Source organism: Zavarzinia sp. (genome assembly GCF_049306435.1).
Lineage (GTDB): Bacteria > Pseudomonadota > Alphaproteobacteria > Zavarziniales > Zavarziniaceae > Zavarzinia.
This window is the reverse complement of record NZ_JBAQRT010000382.1, coordinates 16791-30088: the sequence shown is the minus strand read 5'-3', so window position 1 is coordinate 30088 and position 13298 is coordinate 16791. Positions and strand designations below refer to the sequence as shown.

At 66.9% G+C, this 13298-nt stretch carries 11 protein-coding genes and 1 pseudogene; 6 read left to right on the top strand and 6 right to left on the bottom strand.

What is annotated here, in order from left to right:
- On the top strand, positions 1–855 hold an 855-nt coding region (locus WAZ62_RS21680; RefSeq protein WP_422645597.1), incomplete at its 5' end, for a hypothetical protein.
- A gap of 277 nt (positions 856–1132) precedes the next feature.
- On the opposite strand, the gene WAZ62_RS21675 is transcribed toward WAZ62_RS21680, so the two are convergent.
- The gene (locus WAZ62_RS21675) at positions 1133–1330 is read right to left on the bottom strand and encodes a hypothetical protein (RefSeq protein WP_109920205.1); all 198 of its coding nucleotides are present in this window, start codon (positions 1328–1330) and stop codon (positions 1133–1135) included.
- A gap of 162 nt (positions 1331–1492) precedes the next feature.
- Here WAZ62_RS21675 and tnpB point away from each other — a divergent pair, with 162 nt between their 5' ends.
- The 4 genes and pseudogenes from tnpB to WAZ62_RS21655 all read left to right on the top strand — a co-directional run bounded on the left by tnpB (position 1493) and on the right by WAZ62_RS21655 (position 4142).
- Complete coding sequence (gene tnpB / locus WAZ62_RS21670; protein WP_422645596.1) at positions 1493–1777, top strand: IS66 family insertion sequence element accessory protein TnpB; 285 nt, start codon at positions 1493–1495, stop codon at positions 1775–1777.
- A 133-nt stretch (positions 1778–1910) separates the two neighbouring features.
- Positions 1911–3550, top strand: a pseudogene (gene tnpC / locus WAZ62_RS21665) (IS66 family transposase).
- On the top strand, positions 3547–4029 hold the full coding sequence (locus WAZ62_RS21660; RefSeq protein WP_422645595.1) for a plasmid pRiA4b ORF-3 family protein: 483 nt from the start codon (positions 3547–3549) through the stop codon (positions 4027–4029). Before tnpC ends, WAZ62_RS21660 begins: the two are co-directional and overlap by 4 nt.
- Entirely contained in the window at positions 3930–4142 is a 213-nt protein-coding gene (locus WAZ62_RS21655; RefSeq protein ID WP_422645598.1) for an IS1096 element passenger TnpR family protein, read from the top strand. The genes WAZ62_RS21660 and WAZ62_RS21655 overlap by 100 nt, the downstream gene beginning before the upstream one ends.
- A gap of 75 nt (positions 4143–4217) precedes the next feature.
- On the opposite strand, the gene WAZ62_RS21650 is transcribed toward WAZ62_RS21655, so the two are convergent.
- Genes WAZ62_RS21650 through WAZ62_RS21635 form a run of 4 tightly spaced genes read right to left on the bottom strand, consistent with a single transcriptional unit; the run spans position 4218 to position 9885 of the window.
- Positions 4218–5111: a hydroxymethylglutaryl-CoA lyase gene (locus tag WAZ62_RS21650; protein WP_109920206.1), complete on the bottom strand. Its 894-nt coding sequence runs from the start codon at positions 5109–5111 to the stop codon at positions 4218–4220.
- Positions 5104–7095 carry an acetyl/propionyl/methylcrotonyl-CoA carboxylase subunit alpha gene (locus WAZ62_RS21645; protein WP_109920207.1) on the bottom strand — a complete coding sequence of 664 codons (1992 nt, stop codon included), beginning with the start codon at positions 7093–7095 and terminating at the stop codon, positions 5104–5106. The genes WAZ62_RS21650 and WAZ62_RS21645 overlap by 8 nt, the downstream gene beginning before the upstream one ends.
- A gap of 10 nt (positions 7096–7105) precedes the next feature.
- Positions 7106–8713: a carboxyl transferase domain-containing protein gene (locus WAZ62_RS21640; protein ID WP_109920208.1), complete on the bottom strand. Its 1608-nt coding sequence runs from the start codon at positions 8711–8713 to the stop codon at positions 7106–7108.
- Between the two features lie 8 nt (positions 8714–8721).
- A complete protein-coding gene (locus WAZ62_RS21635) occupies positions 8722–9885 on the bottom strand; it encodes an isovaleryl-CoA dehydrogenase (RefSeq protein WP_109920209.1) in 1164 nt (387 codons plus the stop codon).
- 300 nt (positions 9886–10185) lie between these two features.
- On the opposite strand from WAZ62_RS21635, the gene WAZ62_RS21630 reads away from it, so the two are divergent.
- Positions 10186–11253 carry an AraC family transcriptional regulator gene (locus WAZ62_RS21630; RefSeq protein WP_208112065.1) on the top strand — a complete coding sequence of 356 codons (1068 nt, stop codon included), beginning with the start codon at positions 10186–10188 and terminating at the stop codon, positions 11251–11253.
- A 140-nt stretch (positions 11254–11393) separates the two neighbouring features.
- Here the strand turns inward: WAZ62_RS21630 and WAZ62_RS21625 are convergent, their stop codons facing one another.
- Positions 11394–13052: a choline dehydrogenase gene (locus tag WAZ62_RS21625; protein WP_109920211.1), complete on the bottom strand. Its 1659-nt coding sequence runs from the start codon at positions 13050–13052 to the stop codon at positions 11394–11396.
- Positions 13053–13298 lie beyond the last annotated feature (246 nt).

Below are 13298 nucleotides of genomic sequence, written 5' to 3'. Positions count from 1 at the left end.
GGCCAGACCCAGGCTTGCGGCACCACCGACGGCCTGATCTGCTCGATCGAGAAGGTGCTGCACAACCTGACCGACAACACCATCCTGCAACCGGTGACCAACCTGGTCGGTGCCCTCGTCGATCCGCAGACCGGCGTGCTCTCGCCGCTGACCAAGCCGCTCGACTCGATCACCGATGTCGAGACCGGGGCGCTTGGCCCCGTGACCGAAATCGTCGATACGCTGGTCGGGCCGGAGAAGGGCCTGCTCGACCCGACCCTCGATGCCGTCAACGACCTGCTCACGGGTAATACCCGCTCGACCACCGACGGCGGGTTGATCGACCTCGTGCAGGGCACGGTGGGCAATCTGCTGGACAATACTCCGCTCGCCTTCGTCGGCAATCTGGTGGATACCCTGGTCGATCCCGACAGCGGGGCGCTCGCCGTCCTGACCGGGCCGCTGAACGGCCTGACGGACATCGATACCGGCGGCCTCGGCGCCGTGACCGAACTCGTCGATGCGCTGGCCGGGCCGGAGAAGGGCCTGCTCGACCCGACCCTCGATGCCGTTAACGACCTGCTCGGCGGTCCGAGTGCGGCGGCCGACAACGACGGGCTGATCGACGTGGTCGATGGTACGGTGGGCAATCTGCTGGACAATACCCCGCTCGCCTTCGTCGGCAATCTGGTGGGCGGCCTCGTCGATCCGCAGACCGGCGTGCTCTCGCCGCTGACCGCGCCGCTGAATGACATCACCCGGGGCCAGAGCGGCGTTCTCGGCCCGGTCACCACCCTGGTCGACAATCTGGTAGGGGCAGATCAGGGCGCGCTGGATCCGACCCTCGACGCGGTAAACGATCTGCTCAGCTTCTGAGCGAACGTCTCTTCGACCGTTTCCGTCGGCGGTCGAAGGGGGCCGGCCCTCGCGGCACCAGGGAAGGTAAGGACCGACAGCCCCTCGGTTCTTGCCTTCTCGCGTCAGTGCGATGCTTGGCCATGGCTTCCATCTTTCGAAAGCCCAGCTCGTGGGTCAATTCTTTCACGCCCGACTGTCCGACCCCAGGGGCCCACTCCAATACGGGGCCAATCTTCGATGCCGATTGACATCCAGCATCGCCTTGCGGCGATCCCGGGGCCGGGCGCCACCCACGTCACAGCCCGTACCAATTGCGCAGGCTGCGCACCCGATTGGCATTGATCGAGAAATAGAAAGCGATCTGCCCGTCAGAAAGGCCGAGATCGATCAGCGCCGCGAGGCTGCTGGGGGAAACGGGCCACCGGACACCCTGGAGGGGAGGCGTATCCGGCGGCACCGCAGCGAATTGATCGCGGGCAATTGCCAGTTTCATTATTGTCATCGTCCTCTCCTTTCGGAAACCGCACTCGATCTAAAAAACGACCAAAAAATCACTCCGAGAAGACTCGATACGCCGTTGAACAGTCACTCGTGTCACCCAGGGGGCGGCCGGCGCGCCCACCGAGTTGGTAACGGCGACCCTTCGGGTGCTGCGATGATCGCGGTGCCGTCGGGTGTCCGGGTCTGGCTCTCGGTCGGTCGGACGGACATGCGTCGGGGCATGAACGGCCTGGCGTTTCAGGTCCAGGAGGCGCTCGGGCGTGATCCTCATGCCGGCGATCTCTTCGTGTTCCGGGGTGCCAGGGGCAACCTGGTTAAGGTTCTCTGGCACGATGGTTTAGGCATGTCGCTTTACGCCGAGCGGCTGGAGAAGGGCCGGTTCATCTGGCCCTCGCCAGCCGGTGGCGCGGTCGCGATCGCGCCGGCGCAGCTGGGCTAACATGCTGGAAGGGATCGACTGGCGCAATCCCCGGCACAGCTGGCGTCCGCAGCACGCCGGTTGACTGCGACGGGGTGGCTCACAGGCATGATCCGGGGTTGCCTGGGCGGCGGGATGTGATCTTATTGATCCCATGGATGGCGCGTCGAACGAGATCGAGGCCCTGCGGACCGCCCTGGCGGCGGCCGAGGCCCGGGCCTTGGCGGCAGAGGCAGTCGCGGCGGCGACACAGGCCAAGGTCTCCGGCGACCAGGCGCTGATCACCCACTTGAAGCTCGAGATCGAGAAGCTGCGCCGGCAGATCTATGGCCAGCGATCGGAACGCTCGGCGCGCCTGTTCGACCAAATGGAGTTGGTGCTCGAGGAGCTGGAGGCCTCGGCCAGCGAAGACGACCTCGCGGCCGAGATGGCTGTCGCCAAGGCGAGCGTGGTTGCAGGCCATGTCCGCCAGCGCCCGTCGCGCCAGCCCTTCCCCGAACACCTGCCGCGCGAGCGGGTGGCCCTGCCGGCGCCGGCGTCATGCCCCTGCTGCGGCGGCACCAAGCTCTCCAAGCTTGGGGGAAGACATCACCGAGACCCTGGAGGTCATCCTCCGGCAGTGGAAGGTCATCCAGACCGTGCGGGAGAAGGTCTCGTGCCGGGACTGCGAGGCCATCGCTCAAGCGCCGGCGCCGTTCCATCCGACACCCTGCGGCTGGGCCGGGCCCAACCTGCTGGCGACGGTCCTGTTCGAGAAGTTCGGCCAGCATCAGCCGCTGAACCGCCAGGCCGAGCGCTACGCCCGGGAAGGCGTGCCGCTCAGCCTCTCGACCCTGGCCGATCAGGTCGGCGCTTGCGCCTTCGCCCTGGCGCCACTCTTTGCGCGTATCGAGGCCCACACACTGGCCGCCGAGCGGCTGCACGGCGACGACACAACGGTGCCGGTGCTGGCCCCGGGGCAAGACCGACATCGGGCGGCTCTGGACCTATGTCCGCGACGATCGCCCCTTCGGCGGGCCGGCGCCGCCGGCCGCGGTGTTCCACTACTCGCGCGATCGAACCGGCGAGCATCCCCACCGGCACCTGTCGACCTATGCCGGCATTCTGCAGGCCGACGCCTATGGCGGCTACAACAAGCTCTACGAGGCAGGCCGTCAGCCGGGAACCGTCAACGAAGCGGCTTGCTGGGCTCATTCGCGCCGGAAGTTCTTCGTCCTGGCCGATATCGCCGCCGGCGCCAGGAAACGGGCGCAGGGCAAGACCGCGGTGATCTCGCCGCTGGCGATCGAGGCCGCCCGGCGCATGGACGCGGTGTTCGCGATCGAGCGCGAGATCAACGGCCACATGGCCGCCGAGCGCAAGTCCGTCCGCCAGGATCTCAGCATGCCCCTGGTCGCCGCTCTCGAAGCTTGGATGCGCGAGGAACGCGCCCGGCTGTCCGGCGGCAACGACGTCGCCAAGGCCATGGACTACATGCTCAGGCGCTGGACCGCGTTCACGCGCTTCCTCGACGACGGCCGGATCTGTCTCACGAACAATGCCGCCGAGCGTGCCCTGCGCGGCATTGCCCTGGGCAGACGGTCCTGGCTCTTCGCCGGCTCCGGCCGCGGCGGTGAGCGCGCCGCCGTCATGTACAGCCTGATCGTCACCGCCCGGATGAACGACGTCGACCCGCAGGCCTGGCTGGCCGACATCCTCGCCCGCATCGCGGAACATCCCGCGCACCGGCTCGACGAACTCCTGCCCTGGAACTGGAACATCGGCGGCCGCACCACCGACAGGAATGCCGCATGACGACCACGGCCATCGCCCGTCTCAAGATCAAGCTCGACGACGTGAAGCCCGCGGTCATGCGGCGGATCGAGGTGCCGCTGGCCCTGCGGCTCGACCGCTTGCATCTTGTCCTGCAAGTGGCACTCGGTTGGACCGACAGTCATCTCTACGAGTTCCGCTTCCGGGACGTCGGCTTCGGCATTCCTGATCCGGACTGGGAGCACGACATCCTCGATGCCCGCAAGGCCAAGCTCGAGGCTGTCATCGCCGATACCGGTGCCCGCAGCTTCAAATATCTATACAACTTCGGCGACGGCTGGGAACATACGGTCAAGGTCGAGAAGATCGCGCCGGCCACGCCCGATGTCGATTATCCTCTCCTGCTCGGCGCCAGCGGGCGCTGCCCGCCCGAAGATGTGGGGGGGGGGGGGGGCCGTGGGGATACCAGGAGTTCCTCGAAGCCCTGGCCGATCCTGACCATGAGCAGCATAACGACATGATCACCTGGGCCGGTGAGGACTACGACCCGGATTACCTCGCCCCGGCGGCGATACAGGACGAACTCCATCAACTCGCCCGGAAATGGACCCGCCGCAAGACCAAGGCGAGCTGACAGCCGGAAACGCAAGCCACGGCCCCCGCCGGATGGATACATACCAGCGGCGCGATCAGATCGAGATCGAGCACTTCACCGGTTAAGAGACAAAGCACTGTCGGCGGCGCGGTACGCAGCCGCGATATGGCCGGCCATGAAGGCTTCCGCCCGTTCGAGCGCCGCGAGGTCGAGCCCTGTATCCCAACCCTCTGCCGCCAGCCTGCGGGCGAGCGCCAGGGTCGAGACATTGCCCTTGGCGCCCGGAGCATAGGGGCAGCCGCCCAAGCCGCCGATGGCGCTGTCGAAGGTGCGGATGCCGTAAGTCAGCGCCACCCCGACATTGTCGAGGGCAAGGCCGCCCGTGTCGTGGAAATGGCCGGCCAGCAGCGACGGTGCGATCGAACGGGACAGGGACGCCAGCAATAGCTCGACGGATTTGGGCGTGCCCCGGCCGATCGTATCGCCGAGCGAAACCTCATAGCAGCCCATGCCGAGCAGCGCCGCCGTGACCCGCTCGACCGCGGCCGGGGCGACCGGCCCGTCATAGGGACATTCGACGATGCAGGAGACATAGCCCCGCAGCGGCAATCCGGCCGCCCGGGCCGCCTCGGCCACGGGGGCAAAACGCTCCAGGCTCTCGGCGATCGAGCAGTTGATGTTCTTCCGGCTGAAACCTTCCGAGGCCGAGGCGAAGATGGCCGCCTCGTCGGCACCGGCCGCCAGTGCCGCCTGGAAGCCGCGCAGATTGGGCGTCAGCACGGCATAGCGGATACCGGCCGCCCGCCGGATGCCGGCCATCACCTCGGCGGCGTCCGCCATCTGCGGCACCCATTTGGGCGAGACAAAGCTGGTCGCCTCGATCCGGGTCAGGCCGGTTTCGGACAGGCGGTCGATCAAGGCGATCTTGTCCGCGGTCGGCACGAAGCCGGCCTCGTTCTGCAAGCCGTCGCGCGGGCCGACTTCATAGATGGTGACGGGCTCAGACAAGGCTGTCCTCCACCGGCGCACCCTCGGCCGCCTGCGGGGCGAAATCGACCAGCAGGGTGCCGTCGTCGACCGTGTCACCCACTGTGCAATGCACGGCCTCGACCACGCCGTCGGCGGCGGCGCGCAGGCTGTGCTCCATCTTCATCGCCTCCATGACGACCAGGATGTCGCCCTTGGCGACCGTGCTGCCCGCGGTCACCGGGACCGAGCGGACGACGCCGGTCATGGGGGCGACGATCCGGTTCTCGGCCGCACCGCCCGTGTGCTCCACCGCCAGCGGGTCGATCAGGGCGAAATCACTGATCCTGCCGTCGAGCAGCAAGGAAACCGCATCGCCGACATGGGCCACTTTGGCGTCGAGGTTGCGCCCGCCCTGGCGTGCCCGCAAGCCGTCCGGACCGACTGCGACAGCCTCGAAGACGGTGGAACACCCGCCGTCCTCGACCGCGATTTGGCCTGCGCCGAGCAGGCGGAGGTCGCGGGCGACGAGGTCGTCGCCGGAGACGAATTCGACCCGCACGGTGCCGGTGCCCCACAGGCGGAAGCCGAACTGCGGCCGCGCCGGGTCGAGGTCGAGGGCGGTCATCGCCGCGAACAGAATGGCGGCATCGTCCGGCGGCGCGGCGGCGGTCAGCGCCTCCTGCTTCCGCCCGATCAGGCCGGTGTCCATCTTGCCCACTGCGAAATCGGTGTCGCGGCACAGCGCCTGGAGGAGGCTCAGGTTGGTCGCGGTGCCGGCGACATGGGTCGCGGCCAGGGCCCGGCGCAGGCGGAACAGGGCGTCGGCCCGGCTCGGCCCCTGGGCGGTGAGCTTGGCGATCATGGGATCGTAATGGGCGCTGATGCGGTCGCCCGCGCGCACCCCGGTGTCGATCCGGGCCGTTTCCGGGAAGGCGACATGGAGCAGGGGGCCGGGGGCGGGCAGGAAGCCCTTGCCCGGGTCCTCGGCATAGAGGCGGGCCTCGAAGGCGTGACCGTTCAGGGGAATCTCGTCCTGGGTCAGCGGCAGCGGCTCGCCGGCGGCGACGCGGAGCTGCCATTCGACGAGGTCGAGGCCGGTGATCGCCTCGGTCACCGGATGTTCGACCTGGAGCCGCGTGTTCATCTCCATGAACCAGAAGCCGTCGGGGCGGAGCGGGCCGGAACCGTCGACGATGAATTCGATCGTGCCGGCATTGTGATAGGAGACCGCCTTGGCCGCCTTCACCGCCGCCGCCGTCATGGCGGCGCGCAGCTCCGCGGTCATGCCGGGGGCGGGGGCTTCCTCGATCACCTTCTGATGGCGGCGTTGCAGGGAACAGTCGCGCTCGTAGAGGTGCACGACCGTGCCGAAGCGGTCGCCGAAGACCTGGACCTCGATATGGCGCGGGCTCGTCACATAACGTTCGATCAGCACGGCGCCGTCGCCGAAGCTGGCGCGGCCCTCGCGCTGGGCGCCTTCCAGCGCCGCGGCGAAATCGGCCGGCTTTTCGACCAGCCGCATGCCCTTGCCGCCACCGCCGGCGCGCGCCTTGATCAGCACCGGATAGCCGATCTTGTCCGCCTCGGCGGCCAGGAAGTCGGCGTCCTGGCGCTCGCCGTGATAGCCGGGCACGACGGGGACGCCGGCCTCGATCATCAGCGCCTTGGCGGCGTCCTTGAGCCCCATGGCGCGGATCGAGGCGGGCGAGGGGCCGATGAACACGAGGCCGGCCGCTTCGACCGCTTCGACGAAGCCGGGGTTTTCAGACAGGAAGCCGTAGCCCGGGTGGATCGCCTGGGCCCCGGTGGCGAGCGCCGCTTCGATGATGCGCTCGCCCTTGAGATAGCTCTCGGCCGCAGGCGCCGGGCCGATGTGCACGGCCTCGTCGGCCAGCGCCCGGTGGCGGGCATTGCTGTCGGCGTCCGAATAGACGGCGACGGTGGCGATGCCCATGCGGCGTGCGGTGTCGATCACCCGGCAGGCGATTTCGCCACGGTTGGCGATCAGGATCTTCTGGAACATCCGCCCCTCCTCACATGCGGAACACGCCGAAGCGCGTTTCCTCGATGGGCGCGTTCAGCGCCGCGCGGAGCGACAGGGCGACCACGTCGCGGGTCTGGCGCGGGTCGATGATGCCGTCGTCCCACAGCCGCGCCGAGGCATAGAGCGGGTGCGACTGGGTTTCGAACTGGTCGATCACCGGTTGTTTGAAGACGGCCTCTTCTTCCGTACTCCAACTGCCGCCGCGGGCTTCGACGGCGGCGCGGCGCACGGTCGCCAGCACGCCCGCCGCCTGTTCGCCGCCCATGACCGAGATCCGGGCATTGGGCCACATCCACAGGAAGCGCGGGCCATAGGCGCGGCCGCACATGCCGTAATTGCCGGCCCCGAAGGAGCCGCCGACGATCACGGTGACCTTGGGCACCGCCGCGGTCGAGACCGCATTGACCAGCTTGGCGCCGTCGCGGGCGATGCCGCCCGCCTCGTATTTCGAGCCGACCATGAAACCGGTGATGTTCTGCAGGAACAGCAGCGGGATCTTGCGCTGGCAGCACAGCCCGATGAAATGGGCGCCCTTCTGCGAGCTTTCCGAAAACAGCACGCCGTTGTTGCCGAGGATGCCGACGGGGATGCCGTCGATATGGGCGAAGCCGCAGACCAGGGTGGTGCCGAAGCGTTCCTTGAATTCCTCGAAATCCGAACCGTCGACGATCCGCCCGATCACTTCGCGGATGTCGTAGGGGGTGCGGGCATCGGCCGGCACCACGCCCAGGATCTCCTCCGGGTCCATGGCCGGCGCCACGGCGGGGCGGAGCGGGATCGCCGGTGCCGGCGGCAGGCCCAGGTTGCGCACCGCCTGGCGGGCCAGGGCGATGGCATGGGCGTCGTTCTCCGCCAGATAGTCGGCGACGCCGGAGAGGCGGGTATGGGTGTCGCCACCGCCCAGCGTCTCGGCATCCACCACTTCGCCGGTCGCGGCCTTCACCAGGGGCGGGCCGGCCAGGAAGATGGTGCCCTGTTCCTTGACGATGATGGTCTGGTCGCTCATCGCCGGGACATAGGCGCCGCCCGCGGTGCAGGAGCCCATGACCACGGCGATCTGGGCGATGCCCCGGGCCGACATATTGGCCTGGTTGAAGAAGATGCGGCCGAAATGGTCGCGGTCGGGGAAGACCTCGTCCTGGTTCGGCAGGTTGGCGCCGCCGGAATCGACCAGATAGAGGCAGGGCAGGTTGTTCTCGGCTGCGATCTCCTGCGCCCGCAGGTGCTTCTTCACGGTGAGCGGATAATAGGTGCCGCCCTTCACCGTGGCGTCGTTGCAGAGGATCAGGCAATCGCGCCCGGCCACCTTGCCGATGCCGCCGATCACCCCGGCCGCCGGGATCTCGGTGTCATAGACACCTTCGGCGGCGAACAGGCCGATCTCCAGGAACGGGCTGCCGGGGTCGAGCAGCCGGGCGACCCGCTCGCGGGGCAGGAGCTTGCCGCGGGCGACATGGCGGGCGCGCGACTTCTCGTCGCCGCCCTTCACGGTCTTTTCGGCGAGGGCCGCGAACTCACGGACCAGGCCGGCCATGCGCGCGGCATTGGCGGCGAAGCCGGGATCGTTCGGGTTGAGCTTGCTGGTGAGCCGGGCCATGGCGGGTCTCAGGCCGTCTGGGCGAAGATTTCGCGGCCGATCAGCATGCGCCGGATCTCCGACGTGCCGGCGCCGATCTCGTAGAGCTTGGCATCGCGCAGCAGGCGGCCGGTGGCGTAATCGTTGATATAGCCGTTGCCGCCCAGGCATTGGATCGCTTCCAGCGCCGCCTGGGTCGCCTTTTCGGCGGCATAGAGGATGCAGCCGGCGCTGTCCTTCCGCGTCGTCTCGCCCCGGTCGCAGGCGGCGGCCACGGCATAGACATAGGCCCGACAGGCATTCATCGTCGTATACATGTCGGCGAGTTTGCCCTGCATGAGCTGGAAGGTGCCGATCGGCTTGCCGAACTGCTCGCGCTCGTGGACATAGGGCACGACGATGTCGAGCGCCGCCGCCATGATGCCGAGCGGGCCGGCCGCCAGCACGACGCGCTCGTAGTCGAGGCCGGACATCAGGATGTTCACGCCCTTGCCCTCTTCGCCGAGGACATTCTCGAAGGGCACCAGGCAATCCTGGAACACCAGCTCGCAGGTGTTGGAGCCGCGCATGCCGAGCTTGTCGAGCTTCTGCGCGGTCGAGAAACCGGTCATGCCGCGCTCGACCAGGAAGGCGGTGATGCCGCGCGGCCCGGCCTCCGGATCGGTCTTGGCATAGACGATCAGGGTCGAGGCGTCGGGACCGTTGGTGATCCACATCTTGTTGCCGTTCAGCACGTAGCCGTCGTTCTGCTTCCGCGCGCGGAGCTTCATCGAGACGACGTCGGAACCGGCACCCGGCTCCGACATGGCGAGCGAGCCGACATGCTCGCCCGACATCAGCTTGGGCAGATATTTCGCCTTCTGCTCGGCATTGCCCCAGCGGCGGAGCTGGTTGACGCAGAGGTTGGAATGGGCGCCGTAGGACAGGCCGACGGAGGCGGAAGCGCGCGAAATCTCCTCGATCGCGACGCAATGGGCGAGATAGCCCATGCCGGTGCCACCGTACGCCTCCGGCACCGTGATGCCGAGCAGGCCGAGGGCGCCGAACTTCTGCCACAGGTCGGCCGGGAATTCGTTGTCGGCGTCGATCTGCCGGGCCCGCGGCGCGATCTCCTCGGCGGCGAAACGGCGGACCGTGGCGCGCAGCGCGTCGATTTCCTCGCCCAAGCCGAAATTCATGACGGCGTCGAACATTGTTTCCTCCCGAATGCGCAGTGCCGACGCCTTGCGCCGACAGTTCTGGTGCCGGATTGCACGGTGGACAGCGCCGCCCGTCGCGGCCCACCGTCCGCACCAACCCGTCCGGGCGTGGGCGGTTTTTGTCCTGTCCGACGACGCAGCCACCATAGTGGCCGGAAGCGGGCGGGTCGGCAGGACTTCCTCTCCTCATTTGTGGTTGGTTACCCCGGAGAGCCCAACCTGTCTGAAAACTAGCGTGGCGCCGATTGCCGTCCCCGCCAATTCCTGTGCAGAATGCGCCACGACAGGTGGCCCATGCCCAAGATAACCTCGATCCCCCGAACGCCCGCCGCCTTCGTCCGTGCCATCGTTTCCGTCTACGAGCGCCGGAGCATGGACCCGGGGCCGGCGCTGCGCCAGGCTGGCATTCCGCCGGAGGTCCTGGCGGCGCCGGACGGGCGGGTCGCCATCGAACCCTTCGAAGCACTGTCGAGCCATGCCATGCGCGAGCTCGACGACGAGGCGCTGGGCTGGTTCTCGCGCCGCCTGCCCTGGGGCAGCTACGGCATGCTGCTGCGCGCCTCGCTGCCGTCGCCGGGGCTCGATGTGGCGATCCGGCGCTGGTGCCGGCATCACGGGCTTTTGACTGAAGACGTCGCCCTGGAGCTTCGGGTCGAGGGGGCGGAAGCGGTGGTCCGGGCACATGAAGCGGTCGACCTCGGCGCGCTTAGGGAATTCTGCCTGGCTGGCCTGTTGCGCAACCTGCACGGCGTCGCCTGCTGGCTGGCGGATTCCCGGATCGCGCTGAATGCCGCGCGCTTCCCCTGTCCACGACCGGCCCATGCCGAAGCCTATGACCTGATGTTCGGGGGCGAGATCGCCTTCGATGCGCCCGCGGCCGAGCTTCGCTTCGATGCCGCCTATCTCGAGCTTCCCGTGGTGCGCGACGACGCGGTGCTGCGCCGGCTGCTGCACAAGCCGATTTTCCTGATGGCACGGCAATATCGGCGCGACCGCCTGCTGTCGCAGCGGATCAGCAGCGTGATCGCGGCTAGCGGGGCCGTCTCGCCCAGTGCCGAAGCGATCGCCGGCCAGCTCGCCCTGTCGCCGCGCAGCCTGCAACGCCATCTCCAGGAGGAGGGCACCTCGCTCCTCGACCTCAAGGCCAAGGCCCGGCGGCTCAGGGCTGAAGAATTGCTGCGCCGGGGCGACATTCCGCTGAAGCGGGTCGCCCGCCTCGCCGGCTACGGCGACGAGTCGAGCTTCGGCCGTGCCTTCCGCCGCTGGACCGGGCAGAGCCCGGGCGAATTCCGCCGGCGTGCCGTCCCCGCCGATGTCCCGCCGCCGGCCCGCGGGCGCGATCCGGGAAAATCCGGCAGGTGACCGGAGGCCCCGACCCTTCCTAAGGCGGGGCCTCCGCTGATCTTGCTGTAGGATCCCGATGGCGCTGCTTGCCCGCCATCGGGATCAGGTCAGGAAACTTCATTTTCGGGAGGGTCGAAAATAGGAGCCCTGATCGCCCACTATCGCGCGAACGACTGACGAGTACTGTCGTCTTCGTCTTCAGCGATGCGAATGGCCTCGGAAGGGAGTGGCGCTTTGCCCAGAACGTCGTCCGAGATCTTTTCTGCGATCATAATGGTGGGGGCATTGGTGTTGCCCCCGACCAATGTCGGCATGACGGACGCATCAACGACACGGAGGTTGGCCACGCCATGGACTCGGCAGCGTTCGTCAACCACGGCCATGGAGTCCGTACCCATTCGAGCGGAACCGACTGGATGGTAAATGGTCTCCGCATGGGCGCGCAGCCAGCTGTCCAGCTCCCCGTCACTGCGTACCGCCTCACCGGGTTCCAATTCAACGCCCAGATAGGGCTGCATCGCTCGTTGCTTGAGTACGTCACGCACGATACGCACAGCGTCCCGCATGGTCCGGCGATCGACTTCGCTCTCGAAGTAGTTCGGTTGAATGATGGCATGATCGGTAGGGTCTGCCGAACGCAAGCCAATGTAGCCGCGGCTCTCGGGCCGGAGCTGGCAGAGATGCACGGTGAAGCCATGGCCGGGCGACTTCTCGCGCCCATGGTCCTGCATCACCGCTGCCAAGAAGTGAAGCTGGACATCTGGAATTTCCAGCCCCGGCCTGGTTTTGATGAAGGCTCCCGATTCCAGTCCGTTCGATCGAGCGAGGCCCTTCTTGAACAACAGATATTGCATGCCGGTGAGAGTCTGGGCTACCGGCTTGGATTGGCTATGCAGCGTAATCGGCAACAGGCAGCGATTGATCACCGTGGCATCGAGATGATCTTGGAGGTTTTTACCGACACCAGGAAGATCGATCAATACATCAATGCCGTGCCTCTTCAACTCGGCCGCCGGGCCGATCCCCGACAGCATCAGAAGCTGTGGCGAGTTGACGGCGCCGCCCGCGAGGATAACTTCACGAGCGGCCTTCATGGTGTGCCGCCGGCCACCCTGCAAATATTCGACACCGATCGCCTTGCGCCCCTCCATGATGACTCGCGTCGCCAGCGCCTCCACGATCACCGCGAGGTTGGGGCGACCCAGGGCCGGCCGAAGATAGGCTACCGCTGCGCTGCAACGCCGACCGTCCCGAATGGTCAACTGGTAGGGGCCGAAACCCTCTTGCTGACGGCCGTTGAAATCGTCCGTCTGCTTGTGACCAGCCTGGACGCCGGCCTCGACAAATGCCTCGAAGAGAGGGTTCGTCCGCTCGGCATGGCTGACGATGAGCGGGCCCTTACCGCCATGGAAGGCATCGATCGCGCCTTCATTGCCTTCGCTTCGCTTGAAGTATGGCAGAACGTCGGAGTAGCCCCAGCCCGTCAGGCCAAGCTGGCGCCATTGATCGTAGTCACGGCCATGTCCGCGAATGTAAATCATGCCATTGATCGACGATGAGCCGCCTAGAACCTTACCGCGCGGCCAAAACAGAGACCGCCCGTCGAGATGCTCCTGCCGTTCGGTATGGTAGTACCAATTTGCCTTGGTGCCGCCTAATAGTTTTATTACACCAGCAGGCATGTGAATAAGTGGGCTTTTATCCTTCCCGCCGGCTTCCAGCAACAGGACCTTGTTTTTCGGATCTGCCGACAATCTATTTGCCAGCACGCAGCCGGCGCTGCCGCCACCTACGATGATGTAGTCGAAATCCGCCATTTTTTGCTTTTCCTCCCGGTGCAATTCAATCCGCGCGGCGACCGTATGGCATCGGCCAACGCAGAGCTTTGGCGGCTTGGCGGCCGCCGAAGGCTTCCCCTTATCGTTAGGCTATCGGCTGGAGGACAGGGCCTACCCGAACGGGGAGGGGAGAATGCTTTTGATTGCGCGATAATTGAGAGCGTGCGGATATCGAAGAGCCTGCATGGTGTCGGAGGTCTTCGCCCAGAAACATTCCGCAATACG